Annotated in this window: 26 protein-coding genes; 1 reads left to right on the top strand and 25 read right to left on the bottom strand. The window is 37.9% G+C overall.

The genetic code is table 11. The annotated features are described in order from the left end of the window. Nucleotides 1-38: 38 nt before the first annotated feature. The 20 genes from JWG40_RS05005 to JWG40_RS04910 form a co-directional block, all read right to left on the bottom strand. The gene (locus tag JWG40_RS05005; protein WP_205284763.1) at nucleotides 39-1,337 is read right to left on the bottom strand and encodes a DUF2079 domain-containing protein; all 1,299 of its coding nucleotides are present in this window, start codon (nucleotides 1,335-1,337) and stop codon (nucleotides 39-41) included. Between the two features lie 2 nt (nucleotides 1,338-1,339). After that, entirely contained in the window at nucleotides 1,340-2,902 is a 1,563-nt protein-coding gene (locus JWG40_RS05000) for an NAD(P)/FAD-dependent oxidoreductase (protein ID WP_205284762.1), read from the bottom strand. Nucleotides 2,903-2,923: 21 nt separating this feature from the next. Further along, nucleotides 2,924-4,102 (bottom strand): chromate efflux transporter, encoded by a 1,179-nt coding sequence (gene chrA / locus JWG40_RS04995; RefSeq protein WP_205284761.1) that lies wholly within the window; start codon nucleotides 4,100-4,102, stop codon nucleotides 2,924-2,926. 56 nt (nucleotides 4,103-4,158) lie between these two features. Beyond that, complete coding sequence (locus JWG40_RS04990) at nucleotides 4,159-4,761, bottom strand: FMN-binding negative transcriptional regulator (RefSeq protein WP_205284760.1); 603 nt, start codon at nucleotides 4,759-4,761, stop codon at nucleotides 4,159-4,161. Between the two features lie 23 nt (nucleotides 4,762-4,784). Then, nucleotides 4,785-5,234 carry a GNAT family N-acetyltransferase gene (locus JWG40_RS04985; RefSeq protein ID WP_205284759.1) on the bottom strand — a complete coding sequence of 150 codons (450 nt, stop codon included), beginning with the start codon at nucleotides 5,232-5,234 and terminating at the stop codon, nucleotides 4,785-4,787. After that, nucleotides 5,224-5,631: a hypothetical protein gene (locus JWG40_RS04980; RefSeq protein WP_205284758.1), complete on the bottom strand. Its 408-nt coding sequence runs from the start codon at nucleotides 5,629-5,631 to the stop codon at nucleotides 5,224-5,226. The genes JWG40_RS04985 and JWG40_RS04980 overlap by 11 nt, the downstream gene beginning before the upstream one ends. Nucleotide 5,632: 1 nt before the next feature. Further along, nucleotides 5,633-6,130: a DinB family protein gene (locus JWG40_RS04975; RefSeq protein WP_205284757.1), complete on the bottom strand. Its 498-nt coding sequence runs from the start codon at nucleotides 6,128-6,130 to the stop codon at nucleotides 5,633-5,635. 180 nt (nucleotides 6,131-6,310) lie between these two features. Beyond that, complete coding sequence (locus JWG40_RS04970) at nucleotides 6,311-7,075, bottom strand: phytanoyl-CoA dioxygenase family protein (protein WP_205284756.1); 765 nt, start codon at nucleotides 7,073-7,075, stop codon at nucleotides 6,311-6,313. Between the two features lie 9 nt (nucleotides 7,076-7,084). Then, the gene (locus tag JWG40_RS04965; protein ID WP_205284755.1) at nucleotides 7,085-7,696 is read right to left on the bottom strand and encodes a GNAT family N-acetyltransferase; all 612 of its coding nucleotides are present in this window, start codon (nucleotides 7,694-7,696) and stop codon (nucleotides 7,085-7,087) included. A gap of 186 nt (nucleotides 7,697-7,882) precedes the next feature. Then, nucleotides 7,883-9,487: a copper chaperone PCu(A)C domain-containing protein gene (locus JWG40_RS04960; RefSeq protein WP_205284754.1), complete on the bottom strand. Its 1,605-nt coding sequence runs from the start codon at nucleotides 9,485-9,487 to the stop codon at nucleotides 7,883-7,885. 76 nt (nucleotides 9,488-9,563) lie between these two features. Then, nucleotides 9,564-10,349: a hypothetical protein gene (locus JWG40_RS04955; protein WP_205284753.1), complete on the bottom strand. Its 786-nt coding sequence runs from the start codon at nucleotides 10,347-10,349 to the stop codon at nucleotides 9,564-9,566. Between the two features lie 102 nt (nucleotides 10,350-10,451). Next, on the bottom strand, nucleotides 10,452-10,865 hold the full coding sequence (locus JWG40_RS04950) for an LIC_11090 family protein (RefSeq protein ID WP_205284752.1): 414 nt from the start codon (nucleotides 10,863-10,865) through the stop codon (nucleotides 10,452-10,454). A gap of 92 nt (nucleotides 10,866-10,957) precedes the next feature. Next, nucleotides 10,958-11,743 carry an ABC transporter permease subunit gene (locus tag JWG40_RS04945; RefSeq protein WP_205284751.1) on the bottom strand — a complete coding sequence of 262 codons (786 nt, stop codon included), beginning with the start codon at nucleotides 11,741-11,743 and terminating at the stop codon, nucleotides 10,958-10,960. Continuing rightward, entirely contained in the window at nucleotides 11,740-12,447 is a 708-nt protein-coding gene (locus JWG40_RS04940; RefSeq protein WP_205284750.1) for an ABC transporter ATP-binding protein, read from the bottom strand. Before JWG40_RS04940 ends, JWG40_RS04945 begins: the two co-directional genes overlap by 4 nt. Beyond that, the gene (locus tag JWG40_RS04935) at nucleotides 12,444-13,784 is read right to left on the bottom strand and encodes a nitrous oxide reductase family maturation protein NosD (RefSeq protein ID WP_205284749.1); all 1,341 of its coding nucleotides are present in this window, start codon (nucleotides 13,782-13,784) and stop codon (nucleotides 12,444-12,446) included. Before JWG40_RS04935 ends, JWG40_RS04940 begins: the two co-directional genes overlap by 4 nt. Continuing rightward, a complete protein-coding gene (locus JWG40_RS04930; RefSeq protein WP_205284748.1) occupies nucleotides 13,756-14,142 on the bottom strand; it encodes a nitrous oxide reductase accessory protein NosL in 387 nt (128 codons plus the stop codon). The genes JWG40_RS04935 and JWG40_RS04930 overlap by 29 nt, the downstream gene beginning before the upstream one ends. Then, entirely contained in the window at nucleotides 14,132-14,743 is a 612-nt protein-coding gene (locus JWG40_RS04925) for a hypothetical protein (RefSeq protein WP_205284747.1), read from the bottom strand. The genes JWG40_RS04930 and JWG40_RS04925 overlap by 11 nt, the downstream gene beginning before the upstream one ends. Before the next feature lie 5 nt (nucleotides 14,744-14,748). Continuing rightward, the gene (gene nosZ / locus JWG40_RS04920; protein ID WP_205284746.1) at nucleotides 14,749-16,668 is read right to left on the bottom strand and encodes a Sec-dependent nitrous-oxide reductase; all 1,920 of its coding nucleotides are present in this window, start codon (nucleotides 16,666-16,668) and stop codon (nucleotides 14,749-14,751) included. Between the two features lie 8 nt (nucleotides 16,669-16,676). Beyond that, a complete protein-coding gene (locus tag JWG40_RS04915; RefSeq protein ID WP_205284745.1) occupies nucleotides 16,677-17,138 on the bottom strand; it encodes a c-type cytochrome in 462 nt (153 codons plus the stop codon). 30 nt (nucleotides 17,139-17,168) lie between these two features. Further along, nucleotides 17,169-17,732 carry a fasciclin domain-containing protein gene (locus tag JWG40_RS04910; RefSeq protein WP_408611485.1) on the bottom strand — a complete coding sequence of 188 codons (564 nt, stop codon included), beginning with the start codon at nucleotides 17,730-17,732 and terminating at the stop codon, nucleotides 17,169-17,171. A 319-nt stretch (nucleotides 17,733-18,051) separates the two neighbouring features. Here JWG40_RS04910 and JWG40_RS04905 point away from each other — a divergent pair, with 319 nt between their 5' ends. Then, on the top strand, nucleotides 18,052-18,489 hold the full coding sequence (locus tag JWG40_RS04905) for a bacteriohemerythrin (protein WP_205284743.1): 438 nt from the start codon (nucleotides 18,052-18,054) through the stop codon (nucleotides 18,487-18,489). A gap of 25 nt (nucleotides 18,490-18,514) precedes the next feature. On the opposite strand, the gene JWG40_RS04900 is transcribed toward JWG40_RS04905, so the two are convergent. Genes JWG40_RS04900 through JWG40_RS04880 form a run of 5 tightly spaced genes read right to left on the bottom strand, consistent with a single transcriptional unit; the run spans nucleotide 18,515 to nucleotide 21,728 of the window. Further along, nucleotides 18,515-18,928, bottom strand: coding sequence for a hypothetical protein (locus JWG40_RS04900; RefSeq protein WP_205284742.1), 414 nt, complete (start codon nucleotides 18,926-18,928; stop codon nucleotides 18,515-18,517). 59 nt (nucleotides 18,929-18,987) lie between these two features. Next, nucleotides 18,988-19,398 carry a heme-copper oxidase family protein gene (locus JWG40_RS04895; RefSeq protein ID WP_205284741.1) on the bottom strand — a complete coding sequence of 137 codons (411 nt, stop codon included), beginning with the start codon at nucleotides 19,396-19,398 and terminating at the stop codon, nucleotides 18,988-18,990. A gap of 5 nt (nucleotides 19,399-19,403) precedes the next feature. Further along, the gene (locus JWG40_RS04890) at nucleotides 19,404-19,817 is read right to left on the bottom strand and encodes a hypothetical protein (RefSeq protein ID WP_205284740.1); all 414 of its coding nucleotides are present in this window, start codon (nucleotides 19,815-19,817) and stop codon (nucleotides 19,404-19,406) included. Nucleotides 19,818-19,840: 23 nt separating this feature from the next. Beyond that, a complete protein-coding gene (locus tag JWG40_RS04885; RefSeq protein WP_205284739.1) occupies nucleotides 19,841-20,323 on the bottom strand; it encodes a hypothetical protein in 483 nt (160 codons plus the stop codon). 10 nt (nucleotides 20,324-20,333) lie between these two features. Beyond that, nucleotides 20,334-21,728 carry an OmpP1/FadL family transporter gene (locus JWG40_RS04880; RefSeq protein WP_205284738.1) on the bottom strand — a complete coding sequence of 465 codons (1,395 nt, stop codon included), beginning with the start codon at nucleotides 21,726-21,728 and terminating at the stop codon, nucleotides 20,334-20,336. Nucleotides 21,729-21,775: the final 47 nt, after the last annotated feature.

Raw genomic sequence — 21,775 nt, 5'->3', positions numbered from 1 at the left:
TCAGATATTCAGCATAAGAGGTTTCAGAAAGGAATCAATCAATTTTCCTTACGTTTATAGATTTGTATGTAGTTTTCTATATTTCGCTCCCACTGGTATCCAGCGTGAATACCAGAGATTGGTAAGTGGGTGTTAAATTGATAAAAAACGAAATAATCGGCAGAATCATTTCTATTTGGCAAAAGTAACTGAACTTCACTGCGGTTGGATAGATATTGCGGTACATTCGAAACTACTGATTTACCAGGAAACAAAGTACGAAGGGTGGCCACATCCTTTGTCGAAACACCGGGGTTCATATATTCTTTTTTATAAGAATAAGATTTGGAAAACGGACCAAAACAAAAGAATAAAACTATTGATGCGAGTAAGGTGGTCCCACCAAATATAAGTTTGTATTTATGCGAAAACTGATCGAAAACCTCTATAAAACTAAGAACGATGATGGGAATAGCAATAAAACTATGGTGAGTGAAGGGCGTTTTGTTCACTTCATAAGAAGAAAGAAGGGAATATAGAAAGTAAGGGACTAAACATAATATTATTTTATTCTTAAATTGAATCAAAAGAAACGGCAAGTTTAGAAATAAAAGTAGATAGGGAAACAAATGTAAGTTTTGTAAAGCGGTGATCGGATCTTTATACCGTTCCCAGTGTGCCGGCATTTGACTGTCGAGAGTCGGATCTCTCAGTTCGGTAAGTAGAAAAATACAAAAGAAAAAATAAATAAACGATACAACGCCCATCCAAAGACTTTCCTTCGGTCTTGATTTTCCTTCGACCAAAGAAAAAACAATCCAAACCAAAGCACATTCTTCTTTGGCCAACAAACTGAATATAAAGAAAAGAATCCAAAAGGGAGATTTTTGTTTCCAAAAGTAATAGAATAAAAAAAACAAAGGAATCCAAACAACTTCGGGGTGAAAATCAAAGATTTGAATCCAGTAGATCGGTAAAAACAGAGAATATAAAAACGGATAAACCCACTGGTAAAAAGTTTCCTTTTTGAAAATGGGTAAGATTAGGATAGGAAAACTTAAAACAAGAGCTTGAAAAATTAGTAAGGTTTCCACAAAGGGAAATTGACCATATAACATAGATAAGGGGTAAATATACCAATTGATATGGTCTGTAAAGTAATGGTGGGGATTGCCATCAATCCCAATGGAAGTGACTGCTTTTGCATTATGGACTAAATTATAAAAAAGATTTTCAAAGAGCCCAATATCGACTCCTGCACCCATATGTTGGTACCGAAAGATCGATCTTTCTGATAAAAAATAAAATACTACCATCCATAAAACAAAGGATGGCAAGTGATACCAGATACGTTTCATTTTTACTTTGTAAAACTACCAATGAGTGCCGCTTCTGCACATTTCATTCCATCAATGGCTGCAGAGACAATCCCTCCCGCATAACCCGCTCCTTCCCCACAAGGAAACAATCCTTTGATTCGTATATGTTCCAAAGTTTCTGGATCTCTCGGAACTTGGATGGGAGATGAAGTCCGTGTTTCCGGTGCATGGATGATAGCTTCGTTTGTGAAGTATCCTTTCATGGAGGACTCAAATTCTTGAAATCCTTTTTTCAGTGAGTCAGAGATAAGCGGAGGGAGTAAATCAGAAAGTGATACTGAGACAAGACCTGGTGTGTACGAAGTTTTAGGTAGATCAGTGGATATTCTATCTTTTGTAAAATCAACCATCCTTTGGGCTGGGGCTTTCTGAGTTCCCCCATTAATCTGGAAGGCTTTCTGTTCAATTACCGATTGGTATTTAAGAGCAGAAAAAACACCAAAGGATTCAAATGGTTTGAAATCGTCAAATCGAAGTTCTACGACAATTCCGGAGTTTGCCGTTGGACGAGATCGTTCTGCACTTGACCAACCATTGGTGACAACTTCTCCTTGTTTGGTGGCGCAAGGTGCAATCACTCCACCGGGACACATACAAAAACTATACACCCCCCGACCATTGATTTGTTTGACCAGTGAATATTCCGAGGCGGGTAATAATGGATTTTTGACATCACAATGGTATTGGATGGAATCGATCAAACTTTGTGGATGTTCGACTCGAACACCGATGGCGAGAGGTTTGGTTTGGATTTCAATTCCCTTTTCGTAGAGAAGTTCAAACATCTCACGTCCAGAGTGGCCTGTGGCAATAATTACATTTTTTGCCATCCACTTGTCTCCAGTGAGAGATTTTACTCCCGTGATCGAATTTCCGGATAGAATTAAATCAGTGATCCGTGTTTGGAAATAAATCTCTCCACCAGAAGAAAGAATACATTCTCTAATATTTTGAATGATCCGCGGGAGTTTGTTTGTACCGATATGAGGATGTGCATCTACTAGTATCTGTTTGGTGGCTCCAAAACTTACAAGATATTCCAAGACCTTGCGGATATTGCCTCTTTTTTTGGATCTAGTATAAAGTTTTCCATCAGAATATGTACCGGCCCCCCCTTCGCCAAAACAATAATTCGAATCTTCGTTTACGATATGATGGACATTGATTCCTCGAAGGTCTTCTATACGATCTTTGACATTTTTTCCTCGTTCTAGGATGATCGGTTTTTTCCCCAATTCTAATACCCGTAAGGCGGCGAATAATCCTGCAGGACCCGCTCCAATGATAAGCACAGGCTCTTCTAAACTTACATTGGGAAAGCTAGGGATTGTATATTCCAAAGGAATGAAATCTTCGTTTACATACACATCCAATCGCAGTTGGAAGACAACATTTCTTTGCCTTGCATCAATGGAACGTGATGTGCATTCAATATGTTTGATGGATGTTTTGGGAATTTTATTTTGTTTAGAAATAAATTGTAAGAGATGTTCCGGGTTGGATGCAATCTCTGGAGTCACTCTGACATTTAATTCTAGTTTCACGGGAGATTTTTTTTTCCTAAATTAGAAATTCAAACAAAAACCAAACAGGGCACAAAGACCTACAATGACCCAGGATGGAAGTTTCCAGAACATTAGTAAAACAAACCCTATTGCAAATACAACAAAATCATACCGATTGAAGATGGCTTCTGTCCAAACAGGAGAATACAATGCTGCGATGAGTAAACCAACAACCACAGCATTGATACCTGCCATGGATTGTTTTAACCAGGTTTCCTTTCGAAACCTTTCCCAAATAGGAAGTACTCCGATGATGAGTAAATATGCTGGTAAAAAAGCGGCAACCAAACAAAATATCCCTCCCCAGATTCCCTTTGGTGCCAATTGAGATACCGTTCCAAGATAAGCAGTAAAAGTAAACAGTGGCCCAGGGATGGCTTGGGCGGCACCATAACCCACCATAAACATTTGGTTCGATACCAAACCAGTTGTGACTACCTCTTCTTTGAGTAGCGGCAGTACAACATGTCCTCCACCAAACACTAAAGAACCTACACGAAAGAAACTATCAAAGATTCGTAAGGACTGATTTTGTAAAAAGTTCGCGAGAAAGGGAAGAAAAAATAGGATTAGAAAAAAAATGGTAAGCAGTGTGTAAGAGTAGAGATGAGAAATTTTAAATCCAGAAGGGGAGTGGGGAAGACCTGCTTCTTTTTTTAAAAAGAAAAAACCAAAAACTCCACCTAACAAAATAGGAAGAAGCTGACCGAATGTACCACCAATGGCAACAGATAAAACCAATGCAAGTAAGGCCAAACTAATCCTTTCTTTATCAGGACAAAGTTTTACACCCATAGACCAAACTGCATGAGCGACAACTACCACAGCCGCAATTTTGAATCCATGTAAAACACCTTGATTCCAAAATTCGGGATACAAACCAACACCGAGCCCAAAAAGAATCATGATTACAGCTGATGGAAGTGTGAAAGCAAACCAAGCAAGGATACCACCTGAGATTCCACCACGAATCTGGCCAATCGCAATTCCGACTTGGCTACTAGCAGGGCCGGGTAAAAACTGCGAAAGAGCAACTAAGTCTGCGTAGGCGGAAGAAGTGATCCACTTTTTCTTTTCTACAAACTCATGTTGGAAATAACCCAGATGAGCGATTGGGCCTCCAAAGGAAGTACATCCTAAAATCAAAAAAGTTTTGAATAGGTCCCAGTATAGATTCATGGATTTCCTCATTTTATATCCAAAGGTAAAGTATTGAATTTTGAACTTTCTTATACTTAGTTTAGACTGTCTTTCATTAATTTGGCAATGGCTCTTTCATTTTCGCCAGATACTGATTCCAATTCCTTGATGACTCGCTTTCTGCGTTCCTCGGAATGGTTTTGGCTTAGTTTCTGTTTTCCTTCTAAATGAGTGATTTTGATTTCAAAAGGAACAATTCCTTTTTTTAATCCTTCAATGTATTGAGTGTCTACCTGATCCATTTTATATTTTGAATCTTTGGATTCAAATTTTTTGACAAGCGCCTGCAAACTCTTATGAATTTTTTCTGGGTCTTCCACAATGTTTAGAATCCCTTTGGCATGAACTGCTATAAAATTCCACGTGGGAACGGCTCTTTCTGTTTCATACCAAGTCGGTGAAATATAACAATGAGGTCCAGAAAAGATACAAAGCACTTGTTTTCCAAAGCTATCTTTTTGTGGATTTGGTTTTGCAAAATGACCAATTAACGATTGTTTATCTTCGGAAAGAAGTAGGGGTAAATGAGTGGCAATCATCTCTCCATTATTTTCAGAAACCAATACAGAAAAGGAATTCTCTTCAATACATTGGTAAATAAACTCTGTTTCCATTTTAAAATGATCGGGAATGTACACTCTAACAAACTCCTTTAAAAAAATTACAAAGACTTCCAAAAATAAGTTAAAAATTCTGTTTCTTCTACAAATCCTTCTTTTGTATATAAAGCACGAGCTTCTTTGTTGTGTTTAGAAGTGGAGAGTTCTAAACCTTTGCCAAAATTGATTTTGGTAAAAAATTTGGCTTCGGCTATTAATTGTTTGGCGATCCCTTGTTTGCGGTATTCCTTTTTTACAAAAAGATCATTTAAGAGATAAGTTCTTTGCATCGAAATAGAAGAAAATACAGGATAAAGTTGTGTGAATCCGGCAATATCTCCTAAGTTTGGATCTTCAGCTAAAAAAACAATGGATTGTCCATGTTCCGTTCTGTCTTGAAGGAATCGCATAGCTCCCGTTATGTCTGAATTTTGTCCGTAGAATTGTCTGTATGCATCAAAAATTTCGGAGAGTTTGGAAACGTCTTTATAGTTAGCTTGTCTAATTTTCATATTTGGGTACCAATGAGAAACAAATTACCGATAAAAATGCTGTTACCGGTGTAGCCAGTAAAGTTTCTAAATTGGTGAGGGCAACTAGATTCCCAATAGTATTGAGTAAAAAAATAAATCCAATGAAACCAAACACAAGTCGGATCCAGATGGGCACCAAACCTTTATTTATGTAGTGTAAATACCGAATGCATGCCCAAAGAAAAAATCCATTTACGACAAAGGATATTGATTCCATCACATACATCTCTTCTACGCTACTAAGTCTCCCGCCCCAAAGGTATTGGTAGGGGATGATTTGAAGGAGAGCAACAATATGAAAGATCATGGTAAAAGAAAACAAGGCAATTAAAATCCTACTTGCGATGGCTCTAGTTTTTTTGGATGGATTCCACATCTTATTTTCCTATTGTTTGAAGGTAATATACAAAATCAATTTCGGGAGACTTCCCACCTAATTGTGTTATGGCGGCTGTGATTTGTCCTCTATGGTGGGTGCGGTGGTTGAAGTTATGTTGGACTACATCGCTAAAAATAAGTTCCGCTTCAAACCCGCGCATGGTCTTATAACGAAAGAGAGTGGGCCAAATCGAATGATCGAGGTCTTGTAGCCAAGTGTTCCACAATTCCAAGGTTTGGATCATTCGTATTTCTAATGTTTGGCGATCAGGTTCAATTTCTTCTGCGAGAGAAGCCGGCACATACACTTCGCCCACAAGCCTTGAATACCAAACTTTCTCCACCAGTAACAAATGATTCAGCGTTCCATGGATTGATTTAAAAAATAAACCCACATCCTTTTTGTAATTTTCCTCAGAAATATTTCCGAGTGATTCATATAAAAGTTTTGTGGCCCAAATATGATAAGCATTGTTTCGCAAGAAAAAATCTTTCATACAGAATGGTTTTTATTGTTATCAAGGGAAATCAATGACTAAATTTGAGCGCCTCGAAATTGTTAGTTGAGTAGGATTTTTTTCTGACACGACCGCGCCCTACGTTCCAATCTTTCCCTTCGGGAAAGGATTTCCACTACGGTCGCTGGCGCGGGAAAAAACTTCCTTTCATTCAAAATCTTAAACTAATTGGAAGAGGGTATTCTTTTTCGGATCATGCAACAGGAAGCTTTCTTCTGGGAAGTGATTCCATTTTTCTTGGGTTTGTTTTTTTTCTGGAAAGTTTGTGTATAGGATGTCAAAGGAAAAACGGTTCGAACCATAATTCCCTTTGTGAATCAGATGAGCAGAAAACACCAAAAGATCTCCTGGTTTGTGTGGAACAAGGATTTGGGTTTCCATGTCTTCGTGATTTTTCCTTTCTTCCAACTCCAAACGCACTTGCCTTTCTTTCTCTGTATCCCAACGAATGTGAGAACCGGGAACAAACCAAATCCCAGGATCTTTTTCTAAGGGAATACGAAAATGCCAAACATAGTCTTTATGAATGCGTTTTTTTTGTTCCTCTTCTGGAATGCCAAGGTATTGGATGTCCCTATGCCAATAGGGAAGTTTGTTTGGATCTATAGGATTAAAAAAAATTTGTGTATTGAGAAAGTAGAAAGGATCTTCGAATATCAAATCACAAATATCCAGCAACAAGTCAGATCCAATGAATTGAAAAAGACTTTGCCTATCTTCTTTGTCTTTTGTATATTTTGTGGATGTAAGATAAGCACTATTGACATTCTTTGGATTTTGAAATTCTTGTAACCATTGTTCATTCGATTGGATAAGGATTTCTTTTAGCAATTTTATTGTACCAAGAGGAATCAAATTGGGAAACAAATAGTATCCCAATGTTTTCAATTGTGATTTTGCCTTTGAAGGAATCACTTCATTCATTCCAATCGACTAGATTTGTTTTTCCATATAATGGTGGGAAGGAATGGTTCCCTCCCAACCCAAAGGATGTCTTGTTTCTTTGATTTGAAAACCTAACTTTTGATAGAGGGCGATGGCAGGTCCATTTTCTGCAGATACATCCAAAGAAGCGGTTTTGTATTTGGTTTCTTTAGAGATCATATAGTTGATGAGTTCTTTGGCGATCCCTTTGTTTCTTTCTGTTTCTAGAACGGCAATATGACCTAAATACAAACATCCGGATTTTGGTGGTTGGATGATGGTTTCTGTTTTGAGACCACGTGCCATCACCTTCGGAGCATGAAGGCCATAGACAGATAAGATGCGAAGGGCAGTTCCTAATGTGAGTGCTAAAAAACTCGGTTGCGAATAAGAGAGAATTGAGCCAACAATCCTACCGTCTATCTCTGCCACAAAATGGTTGGTATACGAAACTGTATTTCCCCGGCGAACATAAGATGCATTCAAAAAATCGAAGGCAGTTTTTTTCCCTTCTTGGAATACAAAAGTCCAGGCTTTCGGGCCTGATGAATAGATGAGGGGGACTATGGAATCAAGATCAGATGGTTTTGCTTTACGAATGATTAGGTGGGTGTTGGTCATGGTGGGTGCTGGAAAATAGAGTCCTTAATTTTAGATAGATAACTATCCAAAATTTTTTTGGATCACTTAGATTCGTCAATAGAGAATTCAATCTTCCCGCGCCCCGGATCACAGCGGAAATCCTTTCCGTTAGGAAAGATTGCAGCGGAGAGCCGGAGATGTGCGCCCAGAAAAGAAAATTAAATTTTAAAATGTAAAAGAGGCAAATACATTGATGAGTTCTCTTGTTCCCAGTTGTGGTCCGTTTAGATTTTGATGGAAGGGTTTGCCATATTCAAATCCAAATCGTGCTCCTTGTAAAATTCCGTTCGTGACAAGGAAATTTAAACCGATGAGTAAGTCGCTACGGGTTCCTCCTTGGCGGTAGGGATCGTTTTGTGGATCCATCTTGGGGTCTAAGGTTGCATCTAATCCTTGTAAGTTGAGCCACCTTTGTTTGGCTACACGAACAGAAAAAGAAACGGATTCGTGCACAAGAAAAGAAATCCATCCAGAAACTTCGTATCGATTTCCAAATCGATAATTGTTGTCATTTTTTCCAATTCGTAAAGTGGCTTGTGACTGGGCACCCCAGGAAATTCTTTTATAATTCCCGTTATACGATAGTTGTGGTAACAAACTGTAGGTGCCTGTTCCTGGCTGCATATTATAAGGAACTTTTTGTTTTCCCATCATGGGCATATTATCCCTTTCATCGATCGAACCTGTAGGAAGCGAAAGGCCCATCCCTGTAAAAAAATTCTGATGTTCTGTTTTAATCAATCGGTAAGCTGTACTAAAACTTACGTCCCCGATTCCTGCAGAACTCATTGGTGCTCGATCAAAATTACTGGATACCATAGTCATTTTGTTTTTTACTGCAGGAACCATAAACATAATCATCCACTTATCGGAAATGGAAGTCATTGCACTTACCATATTCATTTCCATCACCATATCTGTCGGAACAGACATATAATTGTACTTGTTAGGCGAAATCAAGGGAATGGTAGTTCCTAAGGGAGAACTTGTAATCAAACTTCCTGTTGGCATTTGCACCGTTGGGTCTGTAAAAGGAAAATATAAGGTTCCAAGATCAGATAAACCACTGGTTCCTGACTGTAAACCCCACATCTTCATTCCCATATAACGGTAATCAATCATCCACTTCCCCTTTTCATGGATATGTGGGTTCATGATACCTGCAGGGGCTAAGGCATCAGCTCGATTGTGTTGTTCATGTCCCGTATGACCTGAATGGTCATGATTCGAATGGTCTTCGTTAGGTGAATCAGTTGGATCATAAGTAGACATATCCGTTTCGCTAGAACCGTTCAAAGGAGATGGTTCCTCTTTTTTGGATGAGTTCCCAGACGAATTTGAATGAATATCTTTGTTAGGTGGATTTGATTCCACAGGAATATTGATTTGAACCTCCGACCCATCGGAAAATAGAAAACGAAAGGGAATGGATTCTTTTAGATTGAGAGGAGATTTGATTCCAAAGAGCATGATATGATAACCCTTCGGAGTGAGAGGAACGGAACTCTTTTGGGGAATAGTGATTTCAGAAACAGGAATCATTTTCATTCCTGTTTCCGTTGGTTTCATTGTGAATAACTCTACTCGGTCTGCTATGTTTGATTTTGCTTCGATGAGTGTTTTTTCTGAATTGGAAGTATTGTTTAGAGTCAAATAAACTACGGAAGTTCGTGATGTTGTATATTTGATATAAGCATTCTCTAGTTTTACCTCTTTTGAAAATAGAGGAGTGGTTATAATAAGTAAGATGGTTATAATTTTAAATTTCATTTTGTTTTTTGTCCTTGTCCAAAAAATCATACTGGCTACTAAATTCACCAGTATGACAAGTGTTTGGAGAGAAAGCTTACATTTCTGTATTCGATACGATGGAACCAACTGTGAAAGAAGTGATTGTCGCTCCGTTCAACACAAAACCCAATCGATTGCCACCGGTATATACGGGTACGTTCACCATTTGCATGATTGGATAGTAGGACATAGATCCTCTTTCTGTATCTGTGAGTTCCGAACATGGTTTGTTGAAACCATTTAAGAATCTGGATCCACCTGGCGTGGATTGAAAATCCAAACAGTAGGTATAACTAGTTCCCACTGCTGGTATGGGTGCGACCACAGATCCACCTTTACCTGTGTTTCCAAACACATTAGAAGCATTTTTGTATTGTGTTTGTGCTCCAGCGATCAAACGATATGTGGGTCCACTGAGTACAGTTCCCGTTCCATAGGCAATCACATCGAGTGTGCTAGTTGGTGAGTTCAAAGTAAAAGATACTTCGATATTGGTTCCACCTTTACTTGAGGCGAGCATAACATCTCCCTTTGTATAAATAATGGAGGTTCCACTGGTTCCTGTTGCTCCTTTTATGATTTCTGTTTGTGCTAGATCTAAATTGTTAAATCCATTTTCATCACATCCATAGATCGAATATTTAAGCCGAGGTTTACTTTCGACCTGTGTTAAATTACTTGGGATGGCAGAAGCAGAAGAGATGGCGCAACCGGGATTCGTGCTGGCCGCGGCAAGTAAAGTGAGTAAGTTCGAAGAATGATTGGCCTCCGTATTTTTAGCCATACTACAATTGATCGAGACCAAACATAGAAGAGAGATGGAATATAAATTCTTAAACATAAAATTACCTTTGTATAGAAGTCCAAGGATTGAACGGTCGGCTCAGTGATCCTAATTGATTGTTTTACTGTTCCTTCGGAAAGGAACGAACTTAAATGGCTCTTAGGTGAGGGTATGTCTTGGTGGTTTGTCAGGTGGGTGCGAAAATCCGGTCAAGAGCTGGAATGTTGTCTTGCAGGGTAGGATGATTACTTCATAGGAGATTTTGTTTAGAAACTTTGATTCAAATGGGAAACTGGGATTCATCAATTGGGATTGGATAACTTTTGTTGCCGATTTTTTTTTGGCACAGGAACATTGATGAGGGCCATTTCCTTTGGTTAGGTGGCATATGATTCGTTTTGAAGGTGTTGGATTTTCTTCTCTATGGACTTCGTTTTTGGAACCATGATTGCAATGGCAAACCATTGAGAGTTGATACAAGGATTGTGCAAGCAGTCCCGTTTCCAAAAATAGGATTTTACCTATAAAGGGAAGTAGGATTAAAATCGATGCAATTTGTATCCAACGTTTCATGGTAGTCAAATCTCATTCTACTCAATCCACTTTGATCTATCCATGATCTAAATCAAGTGGATTCAATTATTTGTTCATATCAGAAATAAAAATTAGAAATTTCTTTTTTGGAATCGTTTAAAAGAAATCATAAGAGGAATACTTACCCATAAAGATAAAAACAAAACAGTAATTCCTAATACACCTAAAAGTCCAAATTGTTTTAATAACAAAGCTCCTGAAAAACCAAGTAAAGCGGAAGAGCTTGTTTGTAGAATCAAAAGAATTCTAATTAAATCTATGGGATTGAGTAGGATGATGATAAGAGAAGGAACTTCAATCGGATAATCACCCAAGTATAAGCTAAAGATAAAAACTAATGCATCGAAGAAGATAAAAAAATACAACCAAACCAAAAGAGAGACAGTTAAAACAATTTCGCCTCTTCGGATAAAAGAAGAAATCAAAAACGCAATCGCAACAAAGATAGCAGTTAAAAAGATTCCAAAAATCAATAGTTCAAAAAATAAAAATAGAAACTTAGGATCGTTCATAAAAAGGATGAGTCCCGGAATTCCCAGACCAAAGAGCAATCCAAGGGAAAGTGAAATGGTGATTCCAAAATACTTCCCAAAAAACAATGAATTGCGACTGACCGATTTGGAAAGTAATACTTCAGCAAAGGGCATAGATTCTAAAAATGACATTCCAGAAAAGGTAATCGAAAAGAGTGGAATCACGATAAGAGTGAGATTCATTGTGCTTACGAGCAAACGGATTCCGTTTTGATCGCCAAAAAAACTTAAGATCATCATTACGAGAACAAGAAGGCCAGAGTAGATAAATACCCAACGGCTTCGAATATTTTCTTTAATTTCAAAAAGTAGAATTTCTTTCATGGTTTTGTTTTGTATTCCTCATTCCAGAAGTTCATCAAAGCTTGATCCAGATCCGTTTTGTTATTTTTTCGGAGGAAATTTTCTGGAGAATCATCGATTAGAATGGATCCTTCTGATAAAAGCAAAAAACGATCCGCTAACTCTTGTAATTCTGCGAGTATATGCGTAGAAAATATGACGAGTGAGCCTTCATTTTTCTTTTCGACTAAAAGAGACTTTAGTAGATGCGAGATGTAAGGATCTAAACTAGCAGTAGGTTCATCTATTACATACAAATCTTTTTTGGAAGAAAAACATTGTAGAATACTGATTTTTTGTTTGGTTCCTCCAGAGAGAGATCCAATTTTTTTATCCATATGGTTGTCTAATTCCAAAATAGATAGTAAGTTTTGAAATCTGTCTTCTTCCACAGGTTCTAGTTTTTTAAAAAAAGAAATCAGTTCTTTCACTTTGATGTTTGTCGGAAAACGAGGGGTTTGTGGCATATAACCGATAGAATGTGGTTCCTCATTTTTACTTCGAAATAGAATTTGTCCCGAACTAGGTTGAACGAGTCCAAGGATTCCTTTGATGAGAGAACTTTTTCCTGATCCATTGGGACCAATGATGGAGAGAATCTTCCCTGATTCTGTTTGAAAGTTTACATCTCTTACGGCAACTGAGTTACCACCGTAATTGATGGTAAGATTTTTTACTTCTATCATATTCTTTCCTTCATCCTAGGATGTTGGTCTTCAAACTCGATCGGTGTCACAATGGGGAATGCTTTTTCAATTCCTTGTAAAAATAGAACCACTGGGGATTCATAAAGCACCATAAGAAAAGGGTACACAGCAATCCAGTAACCAAAAAAGTGAATGGTTTTATGGGGAACATCTCCAATATGATCTTTGTCCAAATCATAACCTTCATAATGATCCCAGTAGTTATTTAAAAATATATTGGTAGTAGATTTTGTATTGGTGCTGATATCAAAAACATTCTTTATAAAATTATTATTTATAATTTTGTTATAATCAGTATTACCAAGAATTTTAATTCCCCAACCATTATTAATAAAATCATTACTTTGAAATTTTATATTGGTGATCCCGTCGGCAAAGACAGCAATTGTATTTCCTTCAAATCGATTTTTGGATAAAGTACTATCGGCAATATCTTTTAAAAGAATTCCATTCGAACTTTCTCCCCAGTTGTCCAAAAAATCGTTTTCTTCCATATGGATGTCTTTGCTATACATCACCGCGACACCGGCAGAATTATTTTTAAAAACATTTCGATTGAATTGATTATGACTGGAAAACATAAAATGCATTCCATAACGAATGTTTTCTTTGGCTTCATTGCCTTCTATTTCTAAGTTTTCTGAAAATTCTAAATAAATTCCATCGCGGTGGTTTTTTAGTTGGTTCCCAATGATTTTATTATTGCGCGCAGACCAAAGATGGATTCCGTTTCCACCCAGGACTTCATTTTCTGCGTTTCCGATAGAAACATTATTTTTTAGAGTACAGTTGGTTGTTTCTGCTAAATAAAAACCATATACATTATCTTCTAAGTTTAAGTTTTCGAAATGGCAGTTTTTCACTTTATCAGCATACACTCCTGCAAATTCGGTTAAATCAGAAATTCCACTTCCAATGATTTTTAAATTTTCTAGACGAACTCCATTGGAATAAATTCCAAACACATGTTTTTCTTTGAGTCCGTCGATGACAACTCCTGCTTCACCGATGATGGTGATGGATTTTGTAATGGGTAAAAATCCTTCTCTGTAGATTCCTGATTGGATATGGATTCTGTCTCCATTTTGTGCAAGAGAGATGGCAGATTTTACTGATTTTACCGTACAGTGGGAACAAACAGAAATAGTTTTTGCAATCAAGGGAAAGTTAGGAAAAATAAAGAAAAGAATAAAAGATAAAATAGAGAGAGATTGTTTCCATAGAAATTGGATATGATTATGTGATTGATTGAGTTTATGATTCAAATTGGTTCTTGGATCAACTCTTTTACTTTTGGAATGGAATTGAGTCTTCATGAGTTTTAAAAGCGGCTAGTCCCGCTCCCATTGGCGAACGAATTTTGTCTGAATGGATGATGATGGCTTCGTCTTTTGAAAGAAACTCATTTGTATCTAAATAGTTAGTGACCCATATTTTTTGTGCTTTTAAGTTTTTTTCATTTTGGAATTGATCCAGACATTCAATGGCATCGAAGTGGTATCTTTTTCCTTTGTATGTAATGAGTTGTGTATGAAATCTCATATCTACAATGTTCATAGAACAATGACTGCATTTCATTTCCCCAACAGTCAATCGTTCGGGACGGACTTCCCCACAGTTGATCAGACCAACTGTGAGAAAGATACAAATTAGTTTTAAATTTTTAAACCACATTTGATTTTTTCCTACGATTTTCATCCCAGAGAATATAGATCAATGCGACGAGACTTAACCCTAAAATCATACCACCATAAGAAGGATAACTACAAGCAGTAATGTTTAACATTTCTTTACAACCAAGTAGTGGCGGCTGGTAAGCCATTCCTTCGACAATGATAGGTGCTTCTGGATTTAAGTTGTGTCCATAGTTGTATTCCCATCTCCAAAAATCAGAAAGTCCCACAAGCCCTACAAGGATCAAGTTGATGATCCCAAGAATTGCCATCCCCACTTTGGGATAGAGTTCCGAGATAAAAGCACCAAAGATCAGATAACCAAGAACATACGGCATAAATAGAAGTTCCGGAATGGATTCCGAAACGATCTCTTGCATTCCAATGTAATGATTCAGAAGATTGATGTTTTTTAAATCATAAGGAGTGGCCCCAGTGATTTTACTAATCCAAATTTGCATTCCAAGTCCTTCAGGATACTGTGGAGCTGAAATGGATATGGACCAAATGGGAATGAAATAGACTAAAACCAGAACCAAACCGACCCCTAAAATTAGGAGTCGGTTTCTTTTACTTAACGTTTGGAAAAGTAAAGTTTTCATATAATTTATGGACTAACTCGGATGTACTGTTGCATCTCTTGGTGTAGAGCGGAACAGAAATCTGTGCAGTAGAAAGGATACACTCCTGGTTTTGGAGCAACCCACTTAAAGGTTCTAGTTTCACCTGGCATGATAAGGAGATTTGTCATGTTAGGTGCTCCACCGATTGCAAATCCGTGAGGAATGTCATAATCTTGTTCCAAGTTGGTTACGTGGAAGTATAAGGTTTCTCCAGTCCTTGCTTCAATGATGTCCGGTTTGAAGTGGGAACGAATTGCAGTCATGTAGATGTGGACAGTGCTTCCGAGTCTTACAATTTTTGCTTCATTCTCATTTTTAGTCGCGTATGGATGTTTGTTTTCCTCTAGAGGATAGAGTTTTGCAGTTTTATCCATAAGCAGTTTTGCCGGAATCATTTGTGAATAGTGTGGTTCCCCTACAGTAGGGAAGTCTGACAACAACTCTGCTTTTCCAGAAGAGATATCATAGAGCTGCGCACTTTGTGGTAACTCCATACCTACGGGTAGATACCTATCCTTAGTAATTTTGTTCATCGCAATCAGATACTTACCATAAGGCTCTGATGAACTTCCACCAACGATAGACAAGTGACCTACACTATAATAAGCAGGTAGATGTTGTACCACTTCCCATGTTCCGAGTTTCCATTTTACAACTTCTGAACTTACGAAACAAGATGTATAGGCATAACCTTTTCCGTCGAACTCAGTATGTAATGGACCAAGACATGGTTTTTGTACTTCACCAGCAAGTGTGGATTCGTATTTAAGGACGGGAATTCCTTCGATTTCAGTCGAGTGATGTTCCTTTTTGTCTTTCACTTCCATCATTTTGCTAAAGGAGTGAACTGGGATTACAGATGCTAACTTTCCACCACCAACAATGTATTCTCCTGTAGAGTCAACGTCAGTTCCATGTGGACTTTTTGGTGTTGGCATGTAATACATCATACCTGGACAATCCTTCGGATTTAACATCTTCACGCCGCTTAACTTAGTTGAGACGGCTGCTTTGTTTTCTTCATGAAAATTGTTTACGTATTCACCACCAAAGTTATAAGCCTTTCCTTGGTCTTTACATTCTTTAGCACGAACCCAGTTAAAAGCTAAGATAAAGTCTTTATCTTTTTTGGAAGCACCAACTTCTAACATTTTGTGCGCTTGTTCCGAGTTGTAACTACTGAAGAAACACCAATCATGGGATTTCTTTTTACCACAATGGGATAAGTCATAGTTAAACCCAGGAACAAGGACTTGTAATTCAATGGAAAGTCTACCTGTGTTTTTATCTACTTTCACCATAGTGACAGTTCCTTTGAACCCACCTTTGGAGAAACTATCGATGGCAACACTTGCTTGCGGAATCGGAACTGAGAATCTTGTTGCTGCCATCAAATACTCTGTATTTTCGGTAGCAAACGGAGATGCGTGGTTACCGGCAGTGTTTGGGATTTCTAAAATTTCTTTTGTTTCAAAAGACTTTAAATCAATCCTTGCAAGCCTTGGTGTGTTGTTTGCGTTTAAAAACATCCAACGACCATCTTGTTTTCCATCTGTCATAGACGCTTCTACGTGATGGCTATCATCCCATGGCACATAACCATGAGTTGTTTTTAACATGTCTTTGGTTTCTTCATCAAATCCATATCCGTTTTCAGGGAACACGGAAAACACGGGAATGATCTTGAATAACCTAGCAGATGGGATTCCGTAAACAGACATCTGACCACTAAACCCACCAGATAAAAAGGCGTACACTTCGTCCTTTTCTCCTGGAGCCACATACACTCTAGAAGCAGCATCGGAAGCAAGTGTTGCCGTAGCTGCGCCCTTTTTGCAATTCGGAACGAATGCCATCAGGGTGATTCCAAGTGTAACAATTATTAAATTTGATTTTTTTAACATATAGTTACCTATTTTAAATCCATCTTGCGGAAGTATTCGAGGATCTCTCGTGCTTCTTCTTCCTTAATATTTTGAAAAGTCATTTGAGTTAAGTGTTCACCGAGTAACTCTTGTCCGATTGGATCTTTTTGAGTCATCTCGATTGGGTTTAGAATCATATTCATAATCCATTCAGGAGTTCGGCGGAGTGTAACATCTTGGAGAGCAGGTCCTACAACCTTTTCCTCAAATTTGTGACAAGCGGAACACTTGGCTTCAAATTGTTTTTTTCCACGATCGGCCATTGACTGGTCTAATGTTCCCAGGGTAACAGACGACACTGGCCCTATTCCCTTAGAACTTGCGTTAGATGACGGTGTTTCTTCTGTTTTGTCTCCTCCACAGGAAATAATTGTCATACTGATTAAGAGTCCTACTATAAGTCCGAGTTTCAGTCGGTAGTGCACTCCGGTTAATTTTGAAGGGTTCATCTTAAATACTCCTTAGTATTTTAGTATTTATCATTTCTTCGCAGGAGGTAGTAAGACTGTGTCTACTACATGGATGATCCCGTTAGTAGCAGGAACGGATGCGATAATGGTGGCACCATTGATCATAACCTTTCCATTTTTTACGGAAACTTTTGTGTGACCTCCATTTGCCATACCGAGTTCGTCATCTTTGCCGGTGAACTCTGATTTCAAAATGGATTCAGTTAAATTACCCACCACAACATGGTATTCCAAGATGTTCTTTAAAGAATCCTTTTGGCTGAGTTTTAAAAGGTCATCCACAGTACCTGCCGGTAACTTTGCAAATGCATCGTTTGTTGGTGCGAACACAGTGAACGGGCCTTGGTTGGCAAGGGAATCCACGAGTCCAGCAGCTTGGACAGCAGCGACAAGGGTTGTATGGTCTTTTGAACCCAAAGCAATTTTTAATACATCTTGTTGTGATTTGTCATCGGCAACGGCAGATATTCCTTGGCCTGCATTGGAATTTTCATCCTTTCCGCAAGAAACACCGACTAGCGAAAGACAGGTGACAATTGTTATCATGGTTAATTGAAAGATTTTTTTGTTCATTGGATACCGCCCACTCATTGGTTCACCTCCCATTGAATGCCAGATTTTGCGAAGATGAATTGATCTAGATCAAGATGGGTCGAATCCTTTGTGTTGATAATTGTCAATTAGGGGGATGAGTAAGCGAAGTAAGCTTCGCATAAAAAACGGAAGAAGCGGTAGAAAGCCTGTTCTCTGACAGTTTAGCATTCCTTTGGGAATCAATTAGAACGATTCTTATTCTAATCATAGGCTTAGTGAAATCTATAGTTTCGCAATGTTTGGGATTAATCACTTGTCCTCTTTGGGCAGTGCAAAATCCTGAAAGAACGAGGCTCTTATGATAGCGCATTGGGATTCGAAGTATGAAACGAATATTTCCGAGATTGATTCTCAACATAAAAAACTCTTTCGGTTGATTAACAATATCGAAGTAGTTTATGAAGAAAACAAACACCACCTTTCAGGAAAATCGAAGGTGTTACTCGAGGCAGTTTCTGAACTTGAGGATTATACGCTGAGTCATTTTTTGATTGAAGAGCGTGTGATGGAACTCAATCAATATCCGAATCTGGAAGCTCATATCCTACAACATAATAAGTTTACAGATAAAATATTGGATCTAAAGAATCGACTGAATCAGGGAAATTTACTTTCTAATGATGAATTATTGGATACGTTCTTTAAGGATTTAATTGATTTTTTACGCGCTTGGCTTACTAATCATATCCTGAAAGAAGATTTAGATTACAAACCGTTCATTAAGTTTAGTATATAACTACAGTTTTTTGAATTTACTTTGTTCATTCAAAGTATAACGAATATCTAGTTATTTTTTCCACGAGATCTGATTTTGCTTTTTTAGCTAATCCAATATCATTTCCTTTCATGATATGCACTTCTTCTAATAATAAATTTATATATTTATGTAGTTCTTCATGACCTTGTCCTGACATTGTACAAGAAGATTGAATTTCATTGATAATAGATAAAATTTGATCTGCTTGTTTATGGTAGTCCTCTATTGACTCAAGAGAATTAGCATGATGAAATTGTTCGTCCATCTTCTGAAATCCCAACCTTGTAGATTTGTCCGCCAGCCAAGCTTTGCCATTATTTAGTTCGGGAAATTTTGAACCAGTATGTTCATGGCATGAGAACGAAACCGTTATTAGGAATAAAATAAAACCATGGAAAGTAGAGTTAAAATACTTCATGGTACAAATTACCACTCATCTTGTAGGAAGGAATTGATCTAGATCAATGAACCTATTTTTTATGAATTATAGGAAATCACCCGTGCCCAAGTAAGTTTTATAAATGTAACTAAACCAAAAAAGATGAGAAACTTTCCAAGTAGGGCCAAGGAATCATAGGGAAAAAGAATTTTTGTGATTAAATACAAAATGAGTCCAAGATGGTAACTACAAAACATCATCCATGCCTGCCAACTCGACCCCCTCGGAAATTCTGAAAGAAATTTGGGAAACATCCAATACGCATTTCCCATGATAAACGGAATCAAAAATCCCCAAATCAGAATGGTAAAATGCAAAGGTAGGAATTTCCAAATTGTGGGATTCCATTCAAAGGCTTTCTGAATCATTAGGAGAGCTCCTAACAAGGATCCGATGAGTAGGTAGATCAGGGAAATTCGAATGAACCAAACGGATTGTATAGGAAACATAGATTCTATTTTTTCCTTTGCGGTTCGAGTCTTGGCCAAATTTCCAAGACAAAACAAAGGATTCCCGCAAATTGTAAAAAGATGGAACTAACAAAAGGGATAATGGAGAGGTCTCTATTGAGATACAAAAAAGGCTCAGAAAGAATGCGAAAGATAAGCCCTGAGTTTAAACAAACATAAGCCATCCAAGAAAGATTGGATCCGTTTTTTGCTCCTGGATTTTTTCCCTTAGGATACATCCAAAGAGAAACTCCCATAATGATTTGAGTGATCCAACCAAGGGCTATCATGTGCCAGTAAACAGGCATTAGATGAATATTCCAGTGAGATCCTGGAAATTCAGAGTAAGCATAAACTAAAATTCCAAACAACAAATACAACATTCCAGACTTAATAAAGTATCTTGAAATCTTTGGCATAAATAATCCAGTTTGTTCTTAGATTATTTTTTTTCCGAGTCGAGTTCTATTTTGTAACTAGCATGGCAAGCCACACAATTACGTGTGAGTTCATCCATTTCTTTTAGTAAGTTATGGATATCTTGTTTTTTGCGAATTTTTGCCGCGATTTCATCAAACTTTTCATGAGTTCCAAAACCCAGTTTTTTGAATTCCACAGGAAGTTTCAAAAGGATAGTTTTTTCCTGGTGTTCTAAACTGGCCACAAGACCCATGCCGACTGCATCTGCGGCTTTTGCTGCACTTTCGTAGTCTTTGTCTGCAAGTCCGCCAAGCATTCCATTGACTGCTGTGAGTAGGGCCCTCATTTCAGTCAGCACTAATTGTCGTTCTGCAGGTGTTAGGTGTATGGCAGTTCGATTGTCAAGAGAACGGCTTGTACTTCCGAAATAAAAAAAATACCCAAGTGTGATGACTGTTACAATCCAGAGTCCGATCGCAAATTTTCCAATAGATTTTGAATTCATTTTTTCCCTTTTAAATATTTTGTTCCATTCCAAGATAAATACTAAATACACTCATTTGTTTGTTATAAGAAAATTGGAATGGATGAATTTCTTTACTAGAATAGATGGCATGGGATAACGTCCAGTCTGAAGTTTTTCCCCCATAAGTTTTTTTAGGAAATCCATATTCGCAAGCAATGTGTATTGTGGAATCATTCCAGGAGATACTTCCTCCCATCGAAAGATGGTGTTCTATACTTGCTCCTAACATGGGACTTACGCCACTAGCAGGAATTACATTATTTCCATAACTATATCCCATTCGACTCATAAAACGATCATTCCACTTATACTCAGCTCCAATGGCAAATATGGTTTGATTTTTCCAATTTAAATTGAATTGAAAGGCATTGGTTTCCACTCCAATGGGTGTCCTTACCCAAACATCCTCTAGGCGAAATTTACTAGAATTGAAACTTTCAGACCAAGGAATGTATTTGATATCGAAGTCGATGATAAACCTATCGGTGCGGTAGGAAATTCCTGCGATATGTTTGTCTGGCCAAATCATATACCGAGACACTCTTGTTCCGAAGGATCTTTCTGGTGCGTAACCATCTACCTTCATGGTTCCATCCATGGGTAAAAAATTTCTGGTAGTGTAGGAATAAGCAATTCGTATATTTTCTGTTAGATCATAGGAAACTCCGACTTTTCCTCCCATAGTATAGGCCGAATCACTTTGATAACGAATTCCACCAGGGATGGTAAGGCTTCTTGTTTCATCTTGGTAGGTTCTTTTTAATTCCATAAACCCGTAAACTAAGTCAAAACCCGCACCTATGGCAAAGTTTCCTTTTTTGAAACCGGCACCAAACGTAGATTTCATGGTCATAAATCTAAAATTTAAATCTTCTACTGCTTTTGTACTTTCTCCGATGATGGGGATGTTTGTCCCAAAGGTTTCATTAAGTGTTCTACCATCAGGAGTATGTCGTTTGATATTTTTAAACTGTCCGCCCCCACCACCTTGTGCATACAAAGCAAAACCAATACTGATATTTTCAGATATAGGTTTGATGATCCCGATATAAGGTAGAACTGCTTTCGGATGTTCCACTGTGGAGTTTCGATAAGAACGACTAGGATCTGGATCAATGTACTCGTCATTATATTCAATCGTGGGCAAATGGATTGCAGAACCTAACTCCCATTTGGTACGTTTGACTCGTGCCAGATGGGATGGATTCGATTCCAAATCCATCACCGATCCTCCCACTGCTTGGAAGGCACCTCCCATTCCCGCTTGTCTTGCTCCAAACGCCGGCTGTAGGATTCCGTGAAAGGCCTCCAGAGTGGGGGAAAGCCTCGGATCCAAGATTAGAATTAGAATGAATAAAAATATGAAAATGCGACTCGAAATCATTTACTCCAAAGGAAGAGGAGACCTTTCGAAGTCAAGGGGATAAAAAT

The sequence above is a fragment of the Leptospira abararensis genome (genome assembly GCF_016918735.1).
Lineage (GTDB): Bacteria > Spirochaetota > Leptospiria > Leptospirales > Leptospiraceae > Leptospira_A > Leptospira_A abararensis.
Note: the sequence above shows the minus strand (reverse complement) of the source record. Positions and strands in the feature narration are given on the sequence as shown.